The 24580-nt window shown below is 59.7% G+C and carries 23 protein-coding genes; 10 read left to right on the top strand and 13 right to left on the bottom strand.

Annotated features, from left to right (window positions below; genetic code table 11):
• The first annotated feature begins 68 nt into the window (after window positions 1–68).
• The 7 genes from AC1DIG_RS18610 (at window position 69) to AC1DIG_RS18580 (ending at window position 5452) form a co-directional block, all read left to right on the top strand.
• Window positions 69–629: a hypothetical protein gene (locus tag AC1DIG_RS18610; RefSeq protein ID WP_477768472.1), complete on the top strand. Its 561-nt coding sequence runs from the start codon at window positions 69–71 to the stop codon at window positions 627–629.
• A 157-nt stretch (window positions 630–786) separates the two neighbouring features.
• A complete protein-coding gene (locus tag AC1DIG_RS18605; protein WP_071552091.1) occupies window positions 787–1419 on the top strand; it encodes a TetR family transcriptional regulator in 633 nt (210 codons plus the stop codon).
• Window positions 1420–1715: 296 nt separating this feature from the next.
• Complete coding sequence (gene ureE / locus AC1DIG_RS18600) at window positions 1716–2216, top strand: urease accessory protein UreE (protein ID WP_477768471.1); 501 nt, start codon at window positions 1716–1718, stop codon at window positions 2214–2216.
• On the top strand, window positions 2213–2887 hold the full coding sequence (locus AC1DIG_RS18595; protein WP_477768470.1) for an urease accessory protein UreF: 675 nt from the start codon (window positions 2213–2215) through the stop codon (window positions 2885–2887). The genes ureE and AC1DIG_RS18595 overlap by 4 nt, the downstream gene beginning before the upstream one ends.
• Before the next feature lie 23 nt (window positions 2888–2910).
• Window positions 2911–3525 carry an urease accessory protein UreG gene (gene ureG / locus AC1DIG_RS18590; protein WP_054595395.1) on the top strand — a complete coding sequence of 205 codons (615 nt, stop codon included), beginning with the start codon at window positions 2911–2913 and terminating at the stop codon, window positions 3523–3525.
• 38 nt (window positions 3526–3563) lie between these two features.
• A complete protein-coding gene (locus tag AC1DIG_RS18585) occupies window positions 3564–4136 on the top strand; it encodes a HupE/UreJ family protein (protein ID WP_477768469.1) in 573 nt (190 codons plus the stop codon).
• Between the two features lie 182 nt (window positions 4137–4318).
• Entirely contained in the window at window positions 4319–5452 is a 1134-nt protein-coding gene (locus AC1DIG_RS18580) for an AGE family epimerase/isomerase (protein WP_477768468.1), read from the top strand.
• Between the two features lie 103 nt (window positions 5453–5555).
• On the opposite strand, the gene AC1DIG_RS18575 is transcribed toward AC1DIG_RS18580, so the two are convergent.
• The 12 genes from AC1DIG_RS18575 to amaB form a co-directional block, all read right to left on the bottom strand.
• Window positions 5556–6464 carry a cation diffusion facilitator family transporter gene (locus AC1DIG_RS18575; RefSeq protein WP_477768467.1) on the bottom strand — a complete coding sequence of 303 codons (909 nt, stop codon included), beginning with the start codon at window positions 6462–6464 and terminating at the stop codon, window positions 5556–5558.
• 183 nt (window positions 6465–6647) lie between these two features.
• Entirely contained in the window at window positions 6648–7418 is a 771-nt protein-coding gene (locus AC1DIG_RS18570; protein WP_477768466.1) for an SDR family oxidoreductase, read from the bottom strand.
• Window positions 7419–7522: 104 nt separating this feature from the next.
• Window positions 7523–8746 (bottom strand): YjbE family putative metal transport protein, encoded by a 1224-nt coding sequence (locus AC1DIG_RS18565; protein ID WP_477768465.1) that lies wholly within the window; start codon window positions 8744–8746, stop codon window positions 7523–7525.
• Between the two features lie 95 nt (window positions 8747–8841).
• Window positions 8842–9723, bottom strand: a complete 882-nt coding sequence (gene hflC / locus AC1DIG_RS18560) for a protease modulator HflC (RefSeq protein WP_477768464.1) — start codon at window positions 9721–9723, stop codon at window positions 8842–8844.
• Window positions 9720–10754 (bottom strand): FtsH protease activity modulator HflK, encoded by a 1035-nt coding sequence (gene hflK / locus AC1DIG_RS18555; protein ID WP_477768463.1) that lies wholly within the window; start codon window positions 10752–10754, stop codon window positions 9720–9722. Before hflK ends, hflC begins: the two co-directional genes overlap by 4 nt.
• A gap of 950 nt (window positions 10755–11704) precedes the next feature.
• Complete coding sequence (locus tag AC1DIG_RS18550) at window positions 11705–12421, bottom strand: ABC transporter ATP-binding protein (RefSeq protein WP_145016421.1); 717 nt, start codon at window positions 12419–12421, stop codon at window positions 11705–11707.
• A complete protein-coding gene (locus AC1DIG_RS18545; RefSeq protein WP_477768462.1) occupies window positions 12418–13293 on the bottom strand; it encodes an ABC transporter ATP-binding protein in 876 nt (291 codons plus the stop codon). The genes AC1DIG_RS18550 and AC1DIG_RS18545 overlap by 4 nt, the downstream gene beginning before the upstream one ends.
• Complete coding sequence (livM, locus tag AC1DIG_RS18540; RefSeq protein WP_427538254.1) at window positions 13290–14588, bottom strand: high-affinity branched-chain amino acid ABC transporter permease LivM; 1299 nt, start codon at window positions 14586–14588, stop codon at window positions 13290–13292. Before livM ends, AC1DIG_RS18545 begins: the two co-directional genes overlap by 4 nt.
• A 2-nt stretch (window positions 14589–14590) precedes the next feature.
• Window positions 14591–15505, bottom strand: coding sequence for an ABC transporter permease subunit (locus AC1DIG_RS18535; RefSeq protein WP_054598222.1), 915 nt, complete (start codon window positions 15503–15505; stop codon window positions 14591–14593).
• A 185-nt stretch (window positions 15506–15690) separates the two neighbouring features.
• A complete protein-coding gene (locus tag AC1DIG_RS18530; RefSeq protein WP_103316283.1) occupies window positions 15691–16824 on the bottom strand; it encodes a branched-chain amino acid ABC transporter substrate-binding protein in 1134 nt (377 codons plus the stop codon).
• 364 nt (window positions 16825–17188) lie between these two features.
• Window positions 17189–18472 carry an L-pipecolate oxidase gene (gene amaA / locus AC1DIG_RS18525; RefSeq protein ID WP_477768461.1) on the bottom strand — a complete coding sequence of 428 codons (1284 nt, stop codon included), beginning with the start codon at window positions 18470–18472 and terminating at the stop codon, window positions 17189–17191.
• Window positions 18473–18627: 155 nt separating this feature from the next.
• Window positions 18628–20118: an L-piperidine-6-carboxylate dehydrogenase gene (gene amaB, locus AC1DIG_RS18520; RefSeq protein ID WP_477768460.1), complete on the bottom strand. Its 1491-nt coding sequence runs from the start codon at window positions 20116–20118 to the stop codon at window positions 18628–18630.
• Between the two features lie 164 nt (window positions 20119–20282).
• On the opposite strand from amaB, the gene AC1DIG_RS18515 reads away from it, so the two are divergent.
• The 3 genes from AC1DIG_RS18515 to nadE all read left to right on the top strand — a co-directional run bounded on the left by AC1DIG_RS18515 (window position 20283) and on the right by nadE (window position 23483).
• Window positions 20283–21194, top strand: coding sequence for a LysR family transcriptional regulator (locus AC1DIG_RS18515; protein ID WP_477768459.1), 912 nt, complete (start codon window positions 20283–20285; stop codon window positions 21192–21194).
• A gap of 230 nt (window positions 21195–21424) precedes the next feature.
• Entirely contained in the window at window positions 21425–22651 is a 1227-nt protein-coding gene (pncB, locus tag AC1DIG_RS18510) for a nicotinate phosphoribosyltransferase (protein WP_477768458.1), read from the top strand.
• 4 nt (window positions 22652–22655) lie between these two features.
• Window positions 22656–23483, top strand: coding sequence for an ammonia-dependent NAD(+) synthetase (nadE, locus tag AC1DIG_RS18505; protein ID WP_477768457.1), 828 nt, complete (start codon window positions 22656–22658; stop codon window positions 23481–23483).
• A gap of 105 nt (window positions 23484–23588) precedes the next feature.
• Here the strand turns inward: nadE and AC1DIG_RS18500 are convergent.
• Window positions 23589–24580: hypothetical protein (locus AC1DIG_RS18500; protein WP_477768456.1), on the bottom strand; the 992-nt coding region annotated here is incomplete at its 5' end.

The following is a 24580-nucleotide window of genomic DNA, read 5'->3' as shown; positions in this document are numbered from 1 at the left end:
ATATCGACTTATCGAGAGTAGCATTAGCTTCGTACCCACTTTATAGCCCTCCCAAGGAGCAACCGATCATGAAACGCCAAATACTGCTTAGCCTGACCCTTTCGATGTTAGCCAGCACCGCTTTTGCCCTGCCAGCTGCCGATCAGGCAACTCCGCAAGTCAAATCCAGCCACTCGGTTTACAGCCAAACAGTTGCCGATGGTGCCAACGGTAACGAACGCCTGAAAGAAAAAGGCCTGATCACTCAGGACGGCTACGACAAGACACCACAAGGTCAGACCCTGGCTTCTGACGGTTCCGATCGCACTCCACAAGGTCAAACCCTGGCTTCCGACGGCTCCGATCGCACCCCACAAGGTCAGACCCTGGCTTCCGACGGTTCAGATCGCACTCCACAAGGTCAAACCCTGGCTTCCGACGGTTCCGATCGCACTCCACAAGGTCAAACCCTGGCTTCCGACGGCTCCGATCGCACTCCACAAGGTCAAACCCTGGCGTCCGACGGCTCCGATCGCACTCCACAAGGTCAGACCCTTGCCGCTGACGGTTCCGACCACACCCCACAAGGCCAAACCCTTGCTGAAGGTGGTGGTGACCGCGTGATCGAACGCAACGCTAGCCTGAGCTAAGGCCATGCTGGCCCGGAAAAAAGCCCGATCTCCTGGATCGGGCTTTGACTTTGTGTAGCTCGCACTCCCCGCCTCACCTCCCTTTACTCAAGTTCGACGCCAGCAAAGCTGATTTGCTAGAGTGCGCCGCTGTCCTTGATTAGAAGTCAGCCGCCTGATGCTGCCCCGCGCCGAACAGAAACAACAGACCCGCAACGCCTTGATGGACGCTGCCCGCCACCTGATGGAATGCGGCCGAGGATTCGGCAGCCTGAGCCTGCGTGAAGTGGCGAAAACCGCTGGCATTGTCCCGACCGGTTTCTACCGGCACTTTGCCGATATGGATCAGCTAGGGCTGGAACTGGTCAGCGAAGTCGGCCAGACCTTCCGCGAAACCATCCGCCTGGTGCGCCACAATGAATTCGTCATGGGCGGGATCATCGATGCCTCGGTGCGAATTTTTCTTGATGTGGTCGCGGCCAACCGTTCGCAGTTCCTGTTTCTGGCGCGCGAACAATATGGCGGCTCACTGCCAGTGCGCCTGGCCATCGGCAAACTGCGCGAGAACATCAGCTCGGACCTGGCCGCCGACCTGTCCTTGATGCCCAAACTGCAACACCTCGATTTTGCCGGGTTGTCGGTCATGGCCGACCTGATCGTCAAAAGCGTGTTCGCCACCCTCCCCGACATCATCGACCCGCCCGCCGAAGCCTTGCCCGTACACCTGACGCCACAGGCGAAGATCACTCAGCAATTGCGCTTTATCTTTATCGGCTTGAAGCATTGGCAAGGACTCGGTAGCACCGAATAGCCAACGCTCGTTCCCACGCTCTGCGTGGGAATGCAGCCCGTGACGCTCTGCGTCACTGCCGAAGCGGACGCAGAGCGTCCAGTGAGGCATTCCCACGCAGAGCGTGGGAACGATCAAGAGGCCGCTACAAAATGGTGCACATAAGAATTCGCACGCACCAAACCCACCCGCACTTACTCAAAATTCCGCAACATTCAGAAACATCTTCTACGCTCTGACAGGGTTTTCCTACGTCTCGTCCGATTGGCAAGCCCCTTGCTCTAGCCTGAGCATTGTCCTTTGCTGGAAGCCTTCCAATGCTGGTGATTCATCGCAGAATCGACCCTCAACCCGTCTGGGTCGCCGAGTTGCACCTGAACTACGAGGCACGCAGTAAAAGTCGCTTGCGCTGTTTCAGTGCCGAAGGTGAAGACGTCGGGTTGTTTTTGGAGCGCGGGCAGCCGCCGCTGTACGACGGCGAATGCCTGGAGGCCGAAGACGGCCGCATCGTCCGCGTCTGCGCCCGCCCCGAACAACTGCTGCATGTCACCTGCGCCAACGCCTTCGAACTGACCCGCGCCGCCTATCACCTGGGCAATCGCCACGTTGCCCTGCAAGTCGGTGATGGTTGGTTGCGCCTGCTCGACGACTACGTGCTCAAAGCCATGCTCGAACAGTTGGGCGCGCAGACCGCAAACATCGAAGCCCCCTTCCAGCCGGAGCACGGCGCCTATGGTGGTGGCCATCACCATTCGCGGCACGGCGACGAGGACTTCAACTATCCGCCGAAACTGCACCAGTTCGGCGTCCGCACATGAACCCGGCCTGGGCGCTGCTGCGTCTGGCCAGCCCGCAATTGCCGATTGGTGGCTACAGCTATTCCCAAGGCCTGGAAATGGCTGTGGATAACGGCCGCGTAAGCGACCCGGAATCGGCCAAACGCTGGATCAGCGATCAGCTACTGCTGAACCTGGCGCGCTTCGAAGCGCCGCTATTGCTTGCCCATTGCACCTCCGCCGCCAATGAAGACTGGCCACAGTTGCTGCAACGCTGTGAGGAACACCGCGCCAGCCGGGAAACCCGCGAGTTGCATCAGGAAAGCCGGCAAATGGGCTATTCGCTGCAGCAACTGCTCAACGGCTTACCGGAACTGGATGACGCCGCTCGCAGCTTTCTCGCACAACGCAGCGAGCCGCATCTGGCCCTCGGCTGGGCGCTGGCTGCCCGCGCCTGGCAGATAACCCCGCAAGACGCGCTCGCCGCCTGGCTCTGGAGCTGGCTGGAGAATCAATTGGCGGTGTTGATGAAAACCCTGCCGCTGGGCCAGCAAGCCGCGCAACGGCTCACCAGCGAACTGCTGCCGCTGTTGCAACAGGCTCAGCAGAACGCCTCAAGCCTTGACCCTCAACACTACGGCAGCGCCGCTTTCGGCCTGTCCTTGGCGTGTATGGCCCATGAACGCCAGTACAGCCGTCTGTTCCGTTCCTAGGGCCTGTTATTTTGGAGAACCACATGAACACACAACCTCTGCGCGTCGGTATCGGCGGCCCGGTCGGTTCCGGGAAAACCGCGCTGACTTTGGCCCTGTGCCTGGCGCTACGTGATCGCTACAACCTGGCAGTGGTCACCAACGACATCTACACCCGCGAAGACGCCGATTTTCTGGTGCGTAACGAAGCCCTGGCCCCCGAGCGGATCATCGGCGTGGAAACCGGCGGCTGCCCGCACACGGCGATTCGCGAAGATGCGTCGATCAACCTCGAAGCGGTGGATCAACTGAACCGGCGCTTTCCCGGTCTCGACCTGATTCTGGTGGAGTCCGGTGGCGACAACCTGTCGGCAACCTTCAGCCCGGAACTCTCGGACCTGACGATCTATGTGATCGATGTCTCGGCCGGCGACAAGCTGCCGCGCAAGGGCGGACCAGGGATCTGCAAATCCGACCTGCTGGTGATCAACAAGATCGACCTGGCGCCGCTGGTAGGCGCATCGCTGTCGATGATGGACAGTGACACCCAACGCATGCGCGGCGGCAAGCCGTTCGTCTTCAGCAATCAGAAAACCGGCCAGGGCCTTGAGGAAATCATCGCCTTCATCGAGCGCCAGGGGCTGCTGACCGCCGCCTGAAACTTATCCACAGGCGTTATCAACAAGGAAGCTTATTCATGACACTCAAACGCATCTTCGCCGCCGCAGCCCTGCTGCTCACGCCCGCACTGGCCTTTGCTCACCCAGGCCATGGCGACAACGGTTTGCTGGCCGGTATCAGCCACCCGATTGGCGGTCTCGACCATTTGCTGGCGATGCTGGCTGTCGGGTTATGGGCTGCGCAACAAAAGGGTGCAGCGCGTTGGGCACTGCCGTGTACCTTTGTCGGCGTCATGCTGATTGGCGGCCTGCTCGGGTTTGAAGGCTTGAACCTGCCGGCGCTGGAAAGCGGGATTGCTGCTTCGGTGCTGGCGCTGGGCCTGGCGGTGGCATTGGCGGTGCGTCCGCCGTTGAGCCTGGCGATTGGCGCGACGGCGCTGTTTGCCTTGTTTCATGGCGTGGCGCATGGGTTGGAGTTGCCGGAGATGTCCAGCCCTTGGGCATATGCCGCTGGCTTCGTCGCCGCAACTGCTGTCTTGCATGCTGCCGGTTATGCAGTGGTGCGTGTGTTGCCTCAGGCGGCTGCGCCGTTGGTTCGGCTGGCGGGTGCTGCTTCAGCGGCGACCGGAATCTGGCTGCTCGCTGGCTGAGTTTTCTATTGCCTGAGCGGGCCTCATCGCGAGCAAGCTCGCTCCCACACTGGACCTGTGTTCGTAGGACTAATGTGGGAGCGAGCTTGCTCGCGATAGCGGTTTGACAGACACCGCGTCTCTCAGGCCGACCTCTCTGCTACCATGTCGCGCAAACACTCCTGCCGTGACGACGCCAGCCAATGCCCGATGCTCCCCGCTCTGCCTCCCAGCCTGAATTGACCGCCCTGTTCGCCACTGTGCAGCAGCACTTCCAGGACGTGATCGTGCCGCTCTGGCAAGGCCCCGGCTGGAACGCAGACATGGCGCTGCCGTATGAAGCGCTGGACGCCGAACACCGGCCATTGCCGCCACAACGCTACCGGGCCATGGCCTGCGCACGACAGTTGTACCTGTTCGCCAGCCTGATCGGTGAAGTGCCGGCTGCCGAAGAGCGCGCCGCTGCGCTGTTTCGCTCGTTGCAACGGCATTTCCACGATGCCGAACACGGCGGCTGGTTCTACAGCATCGACGCCCATGGCGCGCCGCTGGATCAGCGCAAAGACCTCTACACCCACGCCTTCATTCTGTTTGCCTGCGCCCATTACTGGGCCAAGGTTCGCGAGCCGCTGGTGGAATCGGTGCTCAATGCCGCGCTGGAAGTGGTTGCTCAGCGTTTCGCCACAGACGACGGTCTGTACGAAGCCAGCCTCGACCGCGACTGGTCCCCGCTCAACACCGGGCCGTTGCAGAACCCGCTGATGCATCTGGCTGAAGCCTTCCTCGCCACGCTGTCAGTACGCGACGATGCCCCGGTCGAGGCCGCGCTCAATGCACTGTGCGGGGCGATGCAAAAGCACTTCATCGACCCGCAGCACGGGGTGATGATGGAAAAACCGCTGGGGGCTGTGGATAACTGGTTTGAACCGGGGCATCAGTTCGAATGGTATTTCCTGCTGGAGTCATCGGCGTTGCTACGTGGATCAAAACTGCACGCCTCGCTGACCCGCGCTTTCGCTTTCACCGAACAGTTGGGCGTTAATCAACAGACCGGCGCAGTGCGAGCCATGCTTGACCTTGAGCTGGACGGCAGACCTCGCGATGAAACCCAACGCATCTGGGCCCAGGCGGAATACCTGCGTGCCCTGACCTTGCGTCCGGACAGCGAGGCGTTGCTTGAGCATCAATTGAAGGCCTTGCAACAGCGCTTCCTGCATGCCGGTGGCTGGTACGAGTGCCTGGACAGGGATGGCGCAGTCAGCCGCCGGGACATGCCGTCGACCACGCCTTACCATTTGGCGACCTGCTATCGCGGCCTCACCGAGTATCTGCGTTAACTGATAGATCGCTATCGCGAGCAAGCTCGCTCCCACATTTGATCTCTGGGGTTAGCAGATCCCTGTGGGAGCGAGCTTGCTCGCGATGGCCGCGACACGGTCTTCAGCCAGCAATCCACTTGCGATCACCGGTAAAGCTGATCGTCAGCCAACGCGCTGCATCCGGCTTGCCGAGCTTCACCGAAATCCGCTCCCGCAGTTCATCCAGTGTGGCCACTCCATCAAGTCGGTAATCCGCCGGCAATACCACGTGAATCTCGATGAACCGCGCCCGCCCGTGCTTTTGCACATACGAGATGTACTCGACAAAACCATGCTCGGCCTTGGCCTCGTCCATCACTTGGCGAACCTTGTCATCCAGCTGATCCGGGACAATCCCCAGCACATCGCGTAACGCCGGCTTGAGGATATTGAACGCCGGCGCGAGCATGCTCAGGGCCAGCAGGATCAGGATCGCCGGGTCGACGTAAGCGGCCCACTGGCCATAGCCCTGCGACTTGAGCAGCAGCGCGGTGAGGAAGCTCACCAGCAAGCCGACCGAGAGCATCGCGTCCACCAGCCAACTGACGTTGTCGAACTGGATCAACGAAGATTTCAACGTGCGATTACGGTAACGGACGTAGAAGAAATAGCCGAAACAGACGACGCTAAGCACTGCCGCAAAAGGAATCACCAGGCCCAGTTCGATCTCGCGGCCACCTTGGATGATGCCGAACATGCCGCTGAGAAAGGCGTAGATCGCAATCAGCAACAGGAAGCTGCCTTCGATCAGCAGCACCATCGGTTCAAGGTGCCAGAAGCCAAACTGAAAGCGCTGGTTACTTTCCCTGGCGATCAGCTTGGCGGTGATCAGCATCAGGACCTTGATGAAGGTCGCGATCAGCGAAAAAAACCCATCGAACAAAATCGATTGGGAACCAGAAAAAAAGCCCGTGACGATTGCCGCGATTGCCACGGCGAACATCAGGATGGTCGATTGTTTGAGCAGTACCTGCTCACCTCGGTTACTCACATTTCCTCCTTCTGAAACCCTGAAAACCGCGGTTTGCGGTGGGGGTTTCGAGAGGGAGTGTACCTTATGCCATGTTTTGGCCGATTTGCCGCCATCGCGAGCAAGCTCGCTCCCACACTTGATCTCTGGTGTTAGGAGATCCCCTGTGGGAGCGAGCTTGCTCGCGATGAAGTTGACTCGGTTTTAAGCCTTGCCACCGCTGCGATCAATCGCAAACCCGCCCCAGGTCTGGCTCACCGGCATCAATTCCAGACGGTTGATGTTGATGTGCGCCGGGGCATTGAGGACCCAGAAAATCGTCTCGGCGATGTCCTGCGGCTGGATCGGCTCGGCACCTGCGTAAGTGGCGTCGTAGCGCGCCTGGTCACCGCCAAAACGCACCAGCGAGAATTCGCTTTCACACAGGCCCGGCTCGATGTTGCTCACCCGTACGCCGGTGCCTTGCAGATCGCAACGCAGGTTCAGCGAGAACTGTTTAACGAAGGCTTTGGTCGCGCCATACACGTGGCTGCCCGGGTACGGGTAGTTGCCGGCGATGGAACCCAGGTTGATGATCCCGGCACCGCGGCCGTGGGCGATCAAGCGTGGCAGCAGCAGGCGAGTGCTGTACATCAGGCCTTTGATGTTGGTGTCGACCATGGTGTCCCAGTCGTCCAGATCGCACTTGGGCGCCGGGTCTACACCCAGGGCCAGGCCGGCGTTGTTGATCAGCCCGCGCAGCTTGGTGAACGACGGCGGCAGGTTGGCGATCGCCTCCTCCATGGCCTTGCGGTCACGCACGTCGAGCACCAGGCCATGGACTTCGGTCTGCTTCGACAATTCGGCGCACAAGGCATTCAGACGCTCTTCACGACGGCCTGTCAGTACCAGTTTCCAGCCGGCCTCGGCAAAACGACGGGCACAGGCTTCACCAAAACCGGACGTCGCGCCGGTAATAAACAGGGTGTTGGACATCGTGTTCTCCTGGTTTGGGCTGATACGCAGCCGATGGAATAGAAACTCAACCAGCAGCATGCCCGGCCCGGAGCGCAGCGGCAACCGGGTCATCGATGGTCACGTCACAGGCTGCGCGTGCACTGGATCTGCGAGAAGCTGCCGCCATTGAGGGTGACGACTGTGGCGCTGGTTTTCTCGATCTCGTTGGGGAGCGTCAGATGCAGGTCCTTGAGGGCGCTCTGCGGGGTCTGCCAGAGGATGGTCTTGTACCTCACGTAACCGCTGGCTTCACCGCCGCTCGTAACGAGTCGAATCGTGCTGCCGCCGGGTCGATAGTAAAGGGTGGTGCTCGCTCCGGTGCAGACATACGCATAGTCCTTTTGCGGCGTGGGCAGCAGGCCACCGGACAATCCGCCCACCAGGCTATACAACGCAGCACTGATCACGAAAATACCGGCAAGCCCCGCCAACACCGTCGCCAGGCCGTTGTAATCGCCGAACAGGCGCCGCGGCGGCTCGTCACTGGACGTTTCGATCGCAGGTGCAGGCGATGCAGTCAGGACCACCTCGGGTTTCACCACAGGCAACGTAACCGGTTCGCTGACCAGCTCCTGAAACCTGACCGCCCGCACAACCGGCCGCATGACCGCAGGTTTTGGCAACCGCGCACGTTGCCGAAGAATGATTCGGGCCTGAAGAACCACATACACCGCACACAACAAGGGCACCACTTGATTGAGTGCAGGCGACTGGCTGTTGACCCAGCCCACGACCACCGGATCGGAGACCGCAATATCCCCCGCGACATAGCCCAGCAGTGCGGCGCCAATCGTCACCAGCAACGGCTGACGCTGCAACAAGCGGGTGATCTGCAGGCTGCCAAACATCAGCAGCGGCACGCTCAACAGCAAGCCCAGCACCAGATAAAAGACACTGCCCTGGACCACCGCCGCCAGTCCGACCACGTTGTCCATGCTCATGATCAGGTCGGCGGTCAGCACCGTGACCACTGCGCCGCCCAGCGTCTGCGGCGAACCGGCTGACGAATCGCCCTCTTCGCCTGTCTCTTCCTCGGTCAGCAACCGTATGGCGATCACCAGCAATAGCACCGCGCCGATCAGCTTGAGCCACGGCACCAGCAACAACCAGCCGGCCAGCGTAGTCAACAACGCGCGCAGGACGATGGCGCCGCTGGTGCCGATCAATACCGCCCGACGCAGCTGTTGCGGTGGCAACCCGCGACAGGCCAGGGCGATCACCAACGCGTTGTCGCCCGACAGGATCAAGTCCAGCAGGAACACTTCGAAGACCATGCTCAGCGCGTGCAGCGCACCATCAAATAACATCGAGCGGTTTCCTGGCAAAAGACTGCTTCATCGGAACATCATCCCGGCGAACCGCTCAGGCCGGTGGTCTGCACGCAGGTCATTCATGGCCGTCGTTACTTGCCGCTGGTCGTTGCCGGCCCGTTCCGGAACTGCTTGAGAAATTCCGCGTCGGGCGTGAGTACCAACATCGGCTGGCTGTCAGACAGCGCCTGACGGTAGGTCTGTAACGAGCGGTACAACTTGTAGAATTCCGGGTCTTTGCTGAACGCCGCCGAAAGGATCTGGTTGGCCGCTGCATCGGCCTCGCCATGGGTGATCGCCGACTGGCGCTGGACTTCCGAGAGCAACACCGTGCGATCACGGTCGGCCTTGGCCTGGATTTGCTGGGCCCATTCAAAGCCCTGCGCGCGCAGCTCCTTGGCTTCGCGTTGACGCTCGGATTTCATCCGGTCGTAAATCGCCTGACTGGCCTCCAGCGGCAGATCGGCGCGGTGCAGACGCACCTCCGTCACCTCGATGCCGAGTGCGCGGGCCTTGTCGGCGACGTCTTTCTCGATGATCGCGACTTCTTGCTGACGATCCGTGGACAACAACGAACGCAGCGAGATCTCGCCCAGCTTTCGGCGCAGCGAGGAGCTGACCATTTGCGTCAGTTGCGCATTGGCCTGATCCAGCGTTCCGACCGTTTGATAGAAGCGCAGCGGGTCGTTGATCCGAAAACGCGTATAGGTCGCAACCTCGATACGCTTCTGATCGCCAAGAATCACTTGTTCGGCCGGTGAGGCCAGGGTTTGCAGACGGCTGTCGTAAAACACAATGGAATCGCTGAACGGCACCTTGAACTTGAGCCCCGGCTCCCCGGCAACGCCCATTGGTGCGCCAAAGCGGATGATCAGTGCCTGCTGTGATTCATCGACGACATAGGCCGATGCGGCCAACGCCCAAAGCGCAATCGCGACGGTAGCTGCGGCCAGCCATTTGAAGGTGCGGTTCATGGTCGGGCGTCCTTCTGCAGCGGTTTGCCAGGCTCGCTCAGCGGCATGTACGGGACCACCCCGGACATGCCCTTGCCGGAAGAATCGATGATGACCTTGGAAGCCTTTTTCAGGACCTCATCCATGCTCTCCATGTACAGGCGCCAGGCGGTGACGTCTTTGGATTGCACGTAACTGTTGTAAACCGAGAGAAACCGCTTGGCCTCACCCTCGGCCAGGTTGCCGACTTGCGCCTGATAAGCTTCGGCTTCCTGGGTGATACGCGCCGCGTCGCCACGGGCCCGGGGAATCACGTCATTGGCATAGGCTTCGGCTTCGTTGCGGGCGCGCTCCTGGTCGGCGCGGGCCCGCTGCACATCGTTGAACGCATCGATCACCTGCGGCGGCGGATCGACCCGTTGCAATTGCACCTGAGTGATGAGAATCCCGGCCTGTTCGCGGTCCAGCAGTTGCTGCAGCAAGTCGCGGGTTTCGTCGGCGATCTGCGCACGCTTGTCGGACATCACCGATTGAATCGGCGTACGTCCAATTACCTCACGCAGTGCGCTTTCGGCGGCGAGTTTCACCGAGCGCTCCGGGTCGCTGATTTTGAACAGATAGAGTCGCGCGTCCTTGATCCGCCAGAACACCGTGCAATCGGCTTCGACGATATTTTCGTCACCGGTGAGCATCTGCTTGTCGCGCGCGCCATTGCTCGCAGCGCTCTGCACACTGGTACTGGAGCCCAGTTGCAGCTGATTGACCTGAGTGATCTTGGGTAGCAGGACGGTTTCGACAGGATAGGGCAAGTGATAGTGCAGCCCGGATTCGGCGGTCTGCTGCCAGCGCCCGAAGCGCAGCACAATGCCCTGTTCATCGGGCTGAACCTTGTAGATGCCGGAGCTGATCCAGGCCAGCAACACCAGCCCGCCGATCAGTGCCAGTCCCCGTCCGCCGAGATCCATCACGGCCAGGTCATAGCCCATTCGTTTGAGCAGCCGGCGCATAGGGCTGACGGGCTCGACAGGAGCAAAGGCGGGACTATCGGTCATGCAATGGCTCCATGTCGTCAAATGACGAGCGCCCATTCGGGGGCGCCAAGGCGCGCAGAGTACCTGAACCCAAAACCGCGAAAATGAAAATCCTGTCATGTTCGCTGTACAAAAAACGCTCAACTGCTGCCAGGCCTTGGCCGCTCTGGCTCGTAGCCAACTGCACGCACCTTATCCACAGCCCCGTCCACAGTCTTTGGGGGCAAGTGCAAACCTTGAGACGCGCTATCTACAAGGCTTTGCGGGCAGATTTGAAAGTTTTTTGCTTGACCTGGGCACTGACAAGTGTAGCCAGCATCAGTCGGTGCGACCGAGCAGTCACCGAGACGATGGCTACACGCCAGTCATTACGGCCCTTTGCCGAGTCTTTCCAGAGTTTAACCACAGACTTATCCACAGGCTGTGCAACGACTATTCAGCCGCCGGGCAGCGGCAACAAAAAGGTTGACAAGGCGTACTCAAGGCCGCTGAAAAATGCCTGATCAAAAAACAACCACAACCCTGCAAGCCACGCCGTTAAAGGCGTTCAGGCAGTTGCTCCCATGTTACCCACAGCCAGTTCCACAGCAAACGGGGACAAGTCAAAACTGTGGAAAAACAGCTATTTGCAGCGGCTTTATGTCGCGCTTTAACAGGTTGCGAATATTGTTTTCCACATTTTTCGCAAACACCTGTGGACACCTGAAAACATCCACTTTCGTAGCAGCTGCCGAGCCTGCGAGGCTGCGTTCGGCCGCAGAGCGGTCGTAAAATCAGGCGACGCGTTTTTCCAGGCAAACCGTATACGCAGGATTTGCGAGGACTGCGTCCTCGAACGCAGCCTCGCGGGCTCGGCAGCTGCTACGGACGCTATCGCGAGCAAGCTCGCTCCCACAGGGGATAAGTGGTGTTTGGGGGATATAAAAAACCCCGGCGATTGCGCGCCGGGGTTGGTGTTTAACAGCGAAAACTCAATGGCCGCCGAGGTAGGCGTTACGCACCTCTTCGTTCACCAGCAGCTCCTTGCCGGTGCCGCTCAGGCGGATTTCACCGTTGACCATCACATACGCCCGGTCGGACAACTTGAGCGCGTGGTTGGCGTTCTGCTCGACCAGGAAGATGGTCATGCCGGTGCCCGCCAGCTCGCGCAGGGTGGCGAAGATCTGTTTCACCACAATCGGCGCCAACCCCAGGCTTGGCTCATCGAGCAACAGCAATTTGGGCCGGCTCATCAAGGCCCGGGCAATGGCGAGCATTTGCTGCTCGCCACCGGACATGGTCATCGCCCGCTGATTGCGCCGCTCCTTGAGCCGTGGAAACAGCTCGAACATGCGCTGCATGTCCTCGGCGGCGTACTGGTCGCCAATCGGGATCGTGCCCATCAGCAGGTTTTCCTCGACGGTCATGTCAGGGAATACCCGCCGCCCTTCCGGCGACTGCGCAATGCCGTTGGAGGCGATGTAATGGGACGACTTGTGGGTGATGTCCACGCCGCGATAGACGATCTGCCCACCAGCCGCCCGTGGCTGGCCGAAGATCGACATCAGCAACGTCGATTTACCGGCACCGTTGGAACCGATCAGGCTGACGGTTTCGCCTTCGTTGATGTGCAGCGAGACCTTTTTCAGGGCCTGGATCGGCCCGTAGAACACGTCGATCGCTTTCAGTTCGAGGATCGGTTGAGTCATACCAGCTCCTCTTCATCAGCACCCAGGTAGGCGGCAATCACTTTCGGATCGTTGCGGATCGCTTGAGGGTTGCCCTCGGCGATCACGTTGCCGTGGTCCAGCACCACGATGTGGTCGGAAATGCTCATGACCATGCCCATGTCGTGTTCAATCAGCACCACCGTAATGTCGTGGTCGTCGCGCAAGTGTCGGATCATCGCGCTGAGCGCTTCGGTTTCCTGCGGGTTGAGGCCCGCCGCCGGTTCGTCCAGGCAAATGATTTTGGGCCGGGTGCACATGGCCCGGGCGATTTCCAGACGCCGTTGCTGGCCGTAGGAAAGCTCACCGGCCAGGCGGTTGGCGCAGTCCACCAGATCGACCACCTCCAACCAGTAGAAGGCATGGTCCAGGGCATCGCTTTCGGCCTTGCGGTAGGCTTTGGTATTGAGAATGCCGGACACCAGATTACGGTTGACCCACATGTGCTGAGCCACCAGCAGGTTCTCGATCACCGACATTTCCCGGAACAGGCGAATGTTCTGGAAGGTTCGCGCCAGACCGGCGCGGTTGATCAGGTGCGTGCCGCCAAACATCTTGTAGTGCAGCCGGTTGACGAAGCGTTTCGGCGACACGAAATCGGTCGCCTTGAACGGTTCCCCGAGCATCTTGATGACGTTGGTTTTGATACCTCGGGTGTTCAGTTCGATATGCCCGCCAGAGGCCTTGTAGAAACCGGTCAGGCAGTTGAACACCGTGGTCTTGCCCGCACCGTTGGGGCCGATCAACGCGAAGATCGAGTTACGCTTGACCTTCAGGCTGACGTCGCTCAGGGCTTTGATGCCGCCGAAGTGCATCATCAGGTTCTCTACCGAGAGAATGATTTCATCGCTCATGACGCGCTCCTCTCAGTCAAGGCACCCTTACGCGGGGTCACGCCGGTACGGCTGATACGAATCAGGCCGCGCGGTTTCCAGATCATCATCAACACCATGAGGATGCCGAACAGCAACACGCGGTACTCCGCGAAGCCGCGCAGCAGTTCCGGGGCGACGGTCAGCACGAACGCGGCGATCACCACGCCGACGGTCGAGCCCATGCCGCCGAGTACGACGATGGCGAGGATCAACGCCGACTCGAAGAAGGTGAACGAGGTCGGGTTGACGAAGCCTTGGTAGCTGGCAAAAAACACACCCGCCAGACCGGCAGTGGAAGCCCCCAGGGTAAAGGCCGACAACTTGACCAGTACGTGGTTGAGGCCCATGGCACGGCAGGCGATCTCATCTTCGCGCAACGCCTCCCAGGCACGCCCGACCGGCATTCGGGTCAGGCGATGCTTGATGTACAGCACCAGCATCACGACCAGGAACAACACGGCATAGATGAACATGAACTTGATGTTCGGGTTGTATTCGGTCCCGAAGAACTCATGGAAGGGAATCCCGCCATCCTTCGCCACACGCGTGAACTCGATACCGAAAAACGACGGTGATGGCACCGGCATGCCGTTCGGCCCACCCGTGAAGGACAGCCAGTTGGTCAGGATCAGGCGAATGATTTCACCGAAGCCCAGGGTCACGATGGCCAGATAGTCACCGTGCATGCGCAACACGGGAAAGCCGAGTATGCATCCGGCCAGCGCCGCCATGAGTGCCGACAGCGGCAATACGGTCCAGAAGCCCAGGCCAAGGTAGTGATAACCCAGTGCCAGGCCATAAGCGCCGATGGCGTAGAACGCCACGTAACCCAGGTCGAGCAGACCTGCCAGGCCGACCACGATGTTCAGGCCAAGGCCCAGCAACACGTAGATCAAGCCCAGGATCACCACCGTCAGCAGGTACTTGTCGGCGAAGACCGGGAACACGATAGCGATCACGATCAACGCCGGGATGATGAAGCGCAGCCGCGACTTGAAATCAGGTGCCAGCACATGCACGCCGGAGCCGACGATTTCGAAGCGTTGCTGAACCTTCTCACCCTTGGCCGTCTGCATGAACAGGCTCAAGGCAAGACGCCCGATCATCACCGCCCCAACCATCCAGGCCACACGCGTCGGTTGCAGATTGTAGCTATAGCCTTCAAGCACTACGCCCACGATCGGGCCGAAGACAATCAGGGCAATCAACCCGGCCAGAACCGTGTCGATCAGGCTTCTTTTGACATCGATAGGTTTGTTATTAGTGTCGGACATGCTTACACCTTCGCCACGAGTGGGCGACCCAACAGGCCTTGAGGACGGAAAATCAGGATCAGTACCAGCAGCGAGAAGCTGAAGACGTCCTTGTAGTCAGAGTTGATCACGCCGGAAAACAGCGACTCGGAAACGCCGAGGATGATCCCGCCGAGCATGGCGCCAGGCAGCGAGCCAATTCCGCCGAGTACCGCAGCGGTGAACGCCTTGATGCCGATCACGAAGCCTGCATAGAAATCGAAGGTGCCGTAGTTCACCGTGATCAAGACACCCGCCAGCGCAGCCATGGCCGCACCGATAATGAACACGTAGGAGATCACCCGGTCGGTGTTTATCCCGAGGATCGAGGCCATCTTGCGGTCTTGTTGGGTGGCACGGCACATGCGCCCCAACTTGGTGTACTTGATGATGTAGGTCAGCAGGGCCATCCCGATAAACGCGGCGACCAGAATGAAGATCTTGGTGTAGGTGATCTGCACGAAACCCGTACCGATATCGAACCGCAGCCCACCGCTCAGCAGCGTAGGAATACCCTGTTGCCGTGAGCCTTGAGCGATCTGTGCGTAGTTCTGCAGGATCAGCGAAACACCGATAGCACTGATCAGCGGTGCCAGTCGGGTGGAGTTGCGTAGCGGTTTGTAGGCGATGCGTTCGATGACCCAGCCATACACGCCCGTCACGAAGACCGTGAACAGCAGAGTACCGAGGATCAACAGCGGAAAGGATTCGACACCGAAGTAGGACAGCAGAGCCAGGCTGATTGCCGCCAGGTACGCGGAAATCATGTACACCTCGCCGTGGGCGAAGTTGATCATGCCGATGATGCCGTAGACCATTGTGTAGCCGATGGCGATCAGGCCGTAGACCGAACCGAGGGTCAAACCGTTGATAACTTGTTGCAGGAAAATACCGTCCATCATGCACTCTCACTAACTTGAGAGGCCACCGCGAACCCGGTGTCGATGAGCCCTTGTGAGGCGCACCTGGCCAGGTTCATGTGGCTCAGAAGATAAATACCGGGTCGGCATGATTGCAGAACCCATGACTCAAGCCGGGCCCCACGACGGATATCGAGAGGCCCGGACCTGACGGTGCGCTTATCTCACTTCTGTTTGTCCAGCTGGTGGTATTTGCCCGCGGCATCCCACTGGTAAACCACGTAGTCGGAGATTTTCAGGTCGCCCTTGCTATCCCATTCCTTCTTGCCCATCACGGTTTCCACCGGGTGCGCCTTGAGCCACTTGGCGGCTTCTTCACCTTTGTTCGACTTGGCACCGTTGAAGCCGGCAGCCAGGGCTTGCACCGAGGCGTAGGCATACAGGGTGTAGCCTTCAGGCTCGTAACCGGATTTGCGGAAGGTATCCACGACAGCCTTGCTGTCTGGAATCAGGCGCGGGTCAGCGCCGAAGGTCATGTACACGCCGTCGACGTAAGGAGCACCACCGGCAGTGGTGACCATTTCGTCGGTCACGATGCCGTCATCGGACATGAACTTGACGTCTTTCAGACCTTGCTCACGCAGTTGGTGGACCAGTGGACCGGCTTCCGGGTGCAGGCCGCCGAAGTAAAGGACATCAGCCCCTACCGAACGGACCTTGGTGATCAGGGCACTGAAATCTTTCTCGCCGCGGGTCAGGCCTTCTTCAAGCACCGGTTTCACGCCACGCGCGGTCAACTGCTTGGCCGTCGCGTCCGCCAGGCCTTTACCGTAGGTGTCTTTGTCGTTGATAACGGCAACCTTCTTGCCTTTCAGCACGTCGACGATGTAGTTGCCTGCGACGATACCTTGCTGGTCATCACGTCCGCACATACGCATCATGGCCGGCAGGCCACGCTCGGTGACCGTCGGGTTGGTAGAACCCGGGGTGATTGCGATGATGCCTGCGTCGGAGTAGACCTCGGAAGCCGGGATGGTCGACGACGAGCAGAAGTGCCCGACCACGCCAATCACCTTGTCCTGCACCATTTTGTTCGCAACAGCCACAGCCTGTTTCGGTTCGCAGGCGTCATCGCCCTGGACCAGTACGATTTTTTCGCCGTTGATGCCGCCCTTGGCGTTGATTGCATCCGCCGCCGCTTGCGCGCCTTTCATGTATTGCAAGCCGAAGGAAGCGCTAGGGCCGGTCATCGGACCCGCCACACCAAGTTTGACATCCGCCTGAACAAACGAAGAAACACCCAACGCAGCCGCCACTGCGAGAGCTACAAAGCCTTTCTTGTAAAACGTCTGGGACATGAGGTGGTGCTCCAAGGTTTTTTTTAGTTGGCACTGCGACTTCACTGAATGCTCAGAGCAAGGGCCGTGCCATCGGTTTTTTATTCTTCAAAAAGTCGCTGCTTTATTGTTATTTCGACTGTTTCGGGCCCTTTTTCATTGGGCGTGCAACCGTCTAAACCGCGGAAGGTGAAACCATTTGTTTTTTGAGGCGCAACCCGCACGCGCCATCATTGCAACCGCGGCACCAAACGACGTGCAACCAGCCTGTAACAGCGTGCGTCACCGAACTGCACACTGCTGGTGCGCAACTGCTACAAACCCGCACCATTACAGGCTAGTCGCTGCGCCAAAAAGCGCCGCTCCCGGCAACAAATTCGCTCTCTTAAATGACAATCCGCAGGCACTGGCCCGCGTGATAGAGCGAAAATCCGGCCTCGTACAGACAACTGCGCAGGCCCACCCCGGCCAGTGGCTGCATGGGCGCGAAGGGAATCGGTAGCGCCTGAGGATTTCCGTTACACAAATAATCGGCAAAGGCTTTACCGACCACCGTGCCAGTAGTCACCCCACGGCCGTTGTAACCGGTCACGGCCACCAGACCGGGTGCCGGCTCGAACAAACGCATCAAGTGATCGGGGGTAAAAGCGATGCACCCGGTCCAGGTGCATTCCCAGTCCACCGGTTTGAGGTACGGGAAATAATGCTGCTGAACCCGGTCGGCCCAGGCCTTGAGGAACCACGTTGGTTTTTGATTGCCGTTGCCCAGACTGCCGAGCAACAACCGGCCGTCCTTGTCGCGACGAATGCTGCTGAGCACCTGACGGGTGTCCCAGGAACCCTGGCCACCGGGCAGGATCAGTTGCGCGGCTTCTTCGGTCAGCGGCGCGGAAGCCACCTGATAGTAATAACCGGGGAAGAAATTGCGCCGCAGTTCAGTCCAGTCGCCTTCGGTGTAGGCGTTGGAGGCGATCACCACCTGCTCGGCCATGACCGAACCGGCGCCGGTTTGCACCGACCAGCGTTGGCCCTGACGCTCGAGTCGGGTCACTGCTGAATGATCGAACAGCTGACCACCCAGATCCGCGGCAGCCTTGGCCAGACCGCTGGTGTAGGCCATCGGATTGAGCGTGCCGGCGCGACGATCGAGTAACGCGGCGGCGATCTTTTTGGTACCGGTGGCCTGCTCGCACGCCGCACCGGTCAACAACTCCACGGGCGCGCCGCGGCGTTTCCATTGTTCTTCACGACTGCGCAGATCGGCTTCGCCACGAGCGTTGTGCGCCATGTGCAGCGTGCCTTCGCGGCGTAACTGGCAATCGATGTTGTATTTGTCGATCAGGCTGAACACCAAAGCAGGTGCCGCGCCGAGCATGCGATTGAGCTGGCTGCCGATCGCTTCGCCGAACCCGGCTTCGATCTCGTCCGGGGGAATCCACATCCCGGCATTCACCAACCCGACGTTACGCCCCGAACCGCCCTGCCCGCAGCGCTTGGCTTCCAGCACGCAGACGCTTTTGCCCTGTTCCAGCAAATGCACCGCCGCCGATAAACCGGTGAAGCCGGCGCCGATCACACAGACGTCCGCCGTCACTTCACCCTTGAGCGCCGCCCGGTCAGGCCGTTGCGGCGTCAGTTTTTCCCATAAGCATTCTTCGCGTAACGGCATCGCCAGACTCCGATCAGAAACCTAACCACCACACCATTCAATGTGGGAGCGAGCTTGCTCGCGATAGCGGTCTGTCAGTCACATCAATGCTGGATGTGCCGCCGTCATCGCGAGCAAGCTCGCTCCCACAGGGGGATATCTGTTTGGCTCAAGATTTAGTCGAAGGTAATCCCCTGGGCCAGCGGCAACTCCAGCGAGTAGTTGACGGTGTTGGTCTGGCGACGCATGTAGCCGCGCCATGCATCGGAGCCGGACTCGCGACCGCCGCCGGTTTCTTTCTCGCCACCAAAGGCGCCGCCGATTTCCGCGCCGCTCGGACCGATGTTGACGTTGGCGATGCCGCAGTCACTGCCCACCGCCGACATGAACTGCTCGGCCTCACGCACGTCAGTGGTGAAGATGCACGACGACAGGCCTTGTGGCACCGCGTTGTTCAGGCGCAGCGCTTCGGCGAAGTCCTTGTAGCCAACCACGTACAGAATCGGTGCGAAGGTTTCGCTGCGCACCACATCACTCTGCTCCGGCATTTCGACGATGGCCGGCGAAACGTAGTAGGCGTTCGGGAATTTGTCTTCGAGCTGACGCTTGCCGCCAAATACCCGGCCACCTTCGCTCAAGGCTTGTTCCAGCGCGTCCTGCATGTTTTCAAAGCTGTGTTTGTCGATCAGCGGACCGACCAGGTTGCCTTCCAGCGGATGGCCGATGCGCACTTTGGAATACGCGGCCTTGAGGCGGGTGACGATCTCTTCCTTGACCGACTCGTGAGCGATCAAGCGACGCAGGGTGGTGCAACGCTGACCGGCGGTACCGACAGCACTGAACAGAATCGCCCGCACCGCCATGTCGAGGTCGGCACTTGGGCCGAGGATCATCGCGTTGTTGCCGCCCAGTTCCAGAATGCTGCGAGCAAAGCGTGCGGCGATTTTCGGTGCCACTTCGCGGCCCATGCGGGTGCTGCCGGTGGCGCTGATCAAGGCCACACGCGGGTCGTCCACCAGCGCTTCACCGGCATCGCGGCCACCGATGATCACCTGGCTCAGGTACTCCGGCGCATCGCTGAAATTCTTCAATACGCGCTCGAACAGCGCCTGGCAGGCCAGTGCGGTAAGCGGGGTTTTCTCCGACGGTTTCCAGATCACCGAGTTGCCGCAGACCAGCGCCAGCGTGGTATTCCAGGCCCAGACCGCGACCGGGAAGTTGAACGCGCTGATCACCCCAACCACGCCCAGCGGATGCCAGGACTCACGCATGTGGTGGCCCGGACGCTCGGAGGCGATGGTCAAACCGTAGAGCTGGCGCGACAGGCCGACGGCGAAGTCGCAGATGTCGATCATTTCCTGAACTTCACCCAGGCCTTCCTGAGTGATCTTGCCGGCTTCCCAGGACACCAGCTCGCCCAGATCGGCCTTGTATTCGCGCAGCACTTCGCCGAACTGGCGCACCAATTCGCCACGACGCGGCGCCGGAACCTTGCGCCACAGATCGAACGCATGCTCTGCGCGACTGACCTGCTGCTCGACTTCGGCAGCACCTTCCCAGTTCACCGAGGCCATCTGGCTGCCGTCGATCGGTGAATGCACGGGCTGTTTGCCGTTCTGGTACAGGGCCGGGTTCACCCCCAAACGATCAAGCAATGCGGCAACCATGGGTCACTCCTTCAACGTGAAAAGCAGAAAATTCACAGCCCGCTGACGCGGCGCTTCAGGCCTATAGTTGTAGCCGCCCCGAGACTTGCCAACAAACGACGATTAAGCGAGATATCATTCCGTTTATTCATGCAAAGCGTTGCAACAAGAACAAGGGCCCTCCCATGCTGAATAAACGCCACTTGCCATCGATCACCGCGTTGCAGTGTTTCGAGGCGGTCACGCGCCACCTGAGCTTCACCCGCGCCGCCGAAGAGCTGAACCTGACCCAGAGCGCCGTGAGCAAACAGGTCGCACAACTCGAAGAGCTGTTGCAGCACCTGCTGTTTCGCCGGGTACGTCGACGCCTGCAAATGACTCCGGCCGGGGATTTGTACCTGGTTGAAGTGCGAAAAATCCTCACGCAAGTCGAGATGTCGACCCACTATCTGCGTTCCTACGGCGGTGAGACCGAAGTACTGCGCGTGTCCACGCCTTCAACCTTCGGCGCTCGCTGGCTGGTGCCGCGCCTGAAGGGCTGGCGCCTGCGCCATCCGCATATTCACCTGGACCTGTGCAACGAACACGAAGCCGACGACTTGCTGCAAGGGCGCAGCGATCTGGCGTTCTATTTCGGCCAGGGTTCGCGACCGGGCACCGAATGCCTGAAGCTGTTTGGCGAAGAGCTGGTGCCGGTTTGTGCACCGGGTAGCCTGCCGGAGCAGCCATTTACTGACCCGACGCAACTCAGCGATCTGGTATTGCTGCAAAATGCCTCGCGGCCCCAGGCCTGGCACGACTGGTTCGACAGCCAGGGTTACCAGACCGAGCACAGCTATCACGGCCCGCGTTTCGAAACCTTTTATATGTGCATCCGCGCCGCACAAGTCGGCTGCGGCGTCGCCCTGTTGCCACGGTTCCTGGTGGAAGAGGAATTGGCCGACGGTAAACTGGTCATCCCCTGGCCGCACGCAATGCCCAGCAGCGACGCCTATTACCTGGCCTACCCCGAACATTCGGCGGAAGTGCCCAAGGTGCGCGACTTTGTCACCTGGATGCTGGAGCAGATCGATAGCCCGGACATATCGCAAATTTAGAGATGCACTCAGTACCTGTGGGAGCGGGCTTGCCCGCGAAAGCGTATTACCAGTCAACATTGATGTTGAAAGTGCCGGCCTCTTCGCGGGCAAGCCCGCTCCCACAGGGTTCTGCTGCGATCTAAAAAATTGCTGGCAATCCTTACCACCGATATGCGCCACTAGTCCCATTCATTGCAACAGCTGAAACGTCGCTGCCCTCAGCGGCGGCCAGCCTGGAGATTCCCGTTATGAGCGAGAGTGTGTTTGCCGATCGCATCGTGCAGAACTTGCTCGACACCGACTTCTACAAACTGACCATGATGCAGGCGGTGCTGCACAACTACCCCAACGTTGAAGTCGAATGGGAGTTCCGCTGCCGCAACAGCGAGGACCTGCGCCCGTATCTGGCGGAGATTCGCTTTCAGATCGAGCGTCTGGCCGAGCTGAGCCTGAGCGCCGATCAGTTGAGCTTTCTGGAACGCATCAGCTTCCTGAAGCCGGATTTCCTGCGCTTTCTCGGGTTGTTCCGCTTCAACCTGCGTTACATCCACACCGGCATCGAGAACGGCGAGCTGTTCATCCGTCTGCGCGGGCCGTGGTTGCATGTGATTCTGTTCGAAGTGCCGCTGCTGGCGGTGGTCAGCGAAGTGCGCAACCGCTATCGCTACCGTGAAGTCGTCATGGAGCAGGCCCGCGAGCAGCTCTATCGCAAGTTCGACTGGCTGAGCGCCAATGCCAGCGCCGATGAACTCTCGCACCTGCAGGTGGCGGATTTCGGCACTCGCCGGCGCTTTTCCTACCGCGTGCAGGAAGAAGTGGTGAACGTGCTCAAGCACGACTTCCCCGGACGTTTCGTCGGCACCAGCAACGTGCACTTGTCTCGCGAACTGGACATGAAGCCACTCGGCACCATGGCTCACGAATGGATCATGGCCCACCAGCAACTCGGCCCGCGACTGATCGACAGCCAGAGCGCCGCCCTCGATTGCTGGGTTCGCGAATACCGCGGCCTGCTGGGGATAGCCCTGACCGATTGCATCACCATGGATGCCTTCCTGAGCGATTTCGACCTGTATTTCGCCAAGCTCTTCGACGGTTTACGCCATGATTCCGGCGACCCGATTGCCTGGGCCGAAAAAGCCATCGCCCACTACCATAAGCTTGGTATCGAGCCGATGAGCAAGACGCTGGTGTTCTCCGACAGCCTGACGCTGCCAAAATCGCTGGAGATTTTCCGCGCGTTGCGTGGTCGGATCAATGTCAGCTTCGGTATCGGCACTAACCTGACGTGTGATATTCCGGGTGTCGAACCGATGAGCATCGTGCTTAAAATGACGGCCTGCAATGGTCAACCCGTCGCCAAGATCTCTGATGAAGCAGGCAAGACACACTGCAAAGACCCGAATTTCGTCGCCTATTTGCGACATGTGTTTCAAGTACCTGCCGCCCTCTCTGGCACATCAAGCAAGGAGTGAATTCATGCAAGCCGTACAGCGTGAGATTGCTGAACAGCTCAAGGTCCAACCGCCCTTCGCCGATCATGCAGCCCTGGAGGCTGAGGTCGCACGGCGGATTACCTTCATCCAGGATTGCCTGGTCAATTCCGGACTGAAGACGCTGGTGCTGGGCATCAGCGGCGGCGTCGACTCGTTGACCGCCGGCCTTCTGGCCCAACGCGCCGTGCGCCAATTGCGCGAGCGCAGCGGTGATGCGGGCTACAAGTTCATCGCCGTACGTTTGCCGTACGAGACCCAGTTCGATGAGCACGATGCGCAAGCCTCGGTGGATTTCATCGCCCCGGATGAGCGCCACACCGTGAACATCGGCCCGGCGGTCAAGTCGCTGGCCAATGAAGTCGCCGCCTTCGAAGGCAAGCACGCGGTCTCGGTGGATTTCGTGTTGGGCAACACCAAGGCGCGGATGCGCATGGTCGCGCAATACACCATCGCCGGTGCCGCTCAAGGCCTGGTGATCGGCACCGACCACGCCGCAGAAGCGGTGATGGGTTTCTTCACCAAATTCGGTGACGGCGCCTGCGACCTCGCCCCGCTGAGCGGCCTGGTGAAAAACCAGGTCCGGGCGATTGCCCGCAGCTTCGGCGCGCCGGAGTCGCTGGTGGAAAAAATCCCGACGGCCGACCTTGAAGACCTGTCACCCGGCAAACCGGATGAAGCGTCCCACGGCGTGACCTACGCCGAGATTGATGCCTTCCTGCATGGGGAGCCGGTGCGTGAAGAGGCGTTCAAGATCATCTGTGATACGTATCGCAAGACCCATCACAAGCGGGTGATGCCGTTTGCGCCGTAAGTAGTGGTTGGCACGTAGACAAAAAACCCACTGGAGGAGTGATCCTCAGTGGGTTTTTCATTGATAGCAGTGGGTTAGTAGTTGATACCAGTACAAGAACCGTTTTTAGAAAAACCTGAATTGGTAGTTTTGTGGTATCAGACCACTACTGTAGGAGCCATATGCGTAAAAAACCGGATGGCTGTCAGTCACGTTATTCAGCCGAAGCTCCCACCGCCCATCAGGCTTGACTCTGGTCTTGCCCTGCAAGACCGTCCTGCTTTGAATCTCTATTTCCTCACCCGCCGCTCCGGTACCGTACAGGACAATCGAGCGATCACGGGTAATGCCATTCCACGGGATAACGTTGCCCGATGAGTCTCTCACCACCGTGATGATCGTGAACCGCGGATCGACCACGATAAACCTGCGGTCGTGTGAAATGACGGAGCCGGCTACCTTGATGATGTAAAGCGCTTCTTTCAGCCCTGTCAGTTGCTTTTTCCACAGCCCCTTATCGTCAGCAATGGCGGTGTCCACAAAACCATGATTATCAGAAATGCTGACGACCTGATGGGGTGACGCCTCTCCACTTACCTCCACCGTAGTCGAAGCGGTGTACGTGGCATATCGAATGTCATTGCCATCAACGTCTCTGGCATGGCGAATCCATGGCTGCCCCGCTATGTGATTTTTAACGGTATAGCTGCGCACATCCGAGGGGTTCGCCTTGCTCTTGTCCTTAACCTGATCATACGCAACGTTGTACCCAACCCTCAGGGTTGTGCCATCGCCCAACCGTTTCAGCCAACTGTAAAGAACCGGCACCTCCATGTGGCCCAGGGTGATCAAGTCCTGATCGACCTGCCCCTCGAACAGGGTTAGCTCGTAGGGATCACCGTTCTCGTCCTCGCCCGTCAGCACAATCCAGAGCCATTGCCCGACGGCGATCAGCGGCCAGATCTCAATGCGCACCGTCCGGTCGTCGGTGCCGGTGGTCAGGTCCAGTACCGGCCCGGTACCGTCGTCGTCCTTCTCGAATATCACCCCCGCCGGCAGGTCCTCCGGCGCAATGTCGAGGACGTTCAATACGAGCGGCTTGGACGTTACCGAGTCTT

It is taken from the genome of Pseudomonas sp. 05N431 (assembly GCF_056397005.1).
The sequence above is the reverse complement of the archived record's forward strand: the minus strand, read 5'-3'. Positions and strand labels throughout refer to the sequence as shown.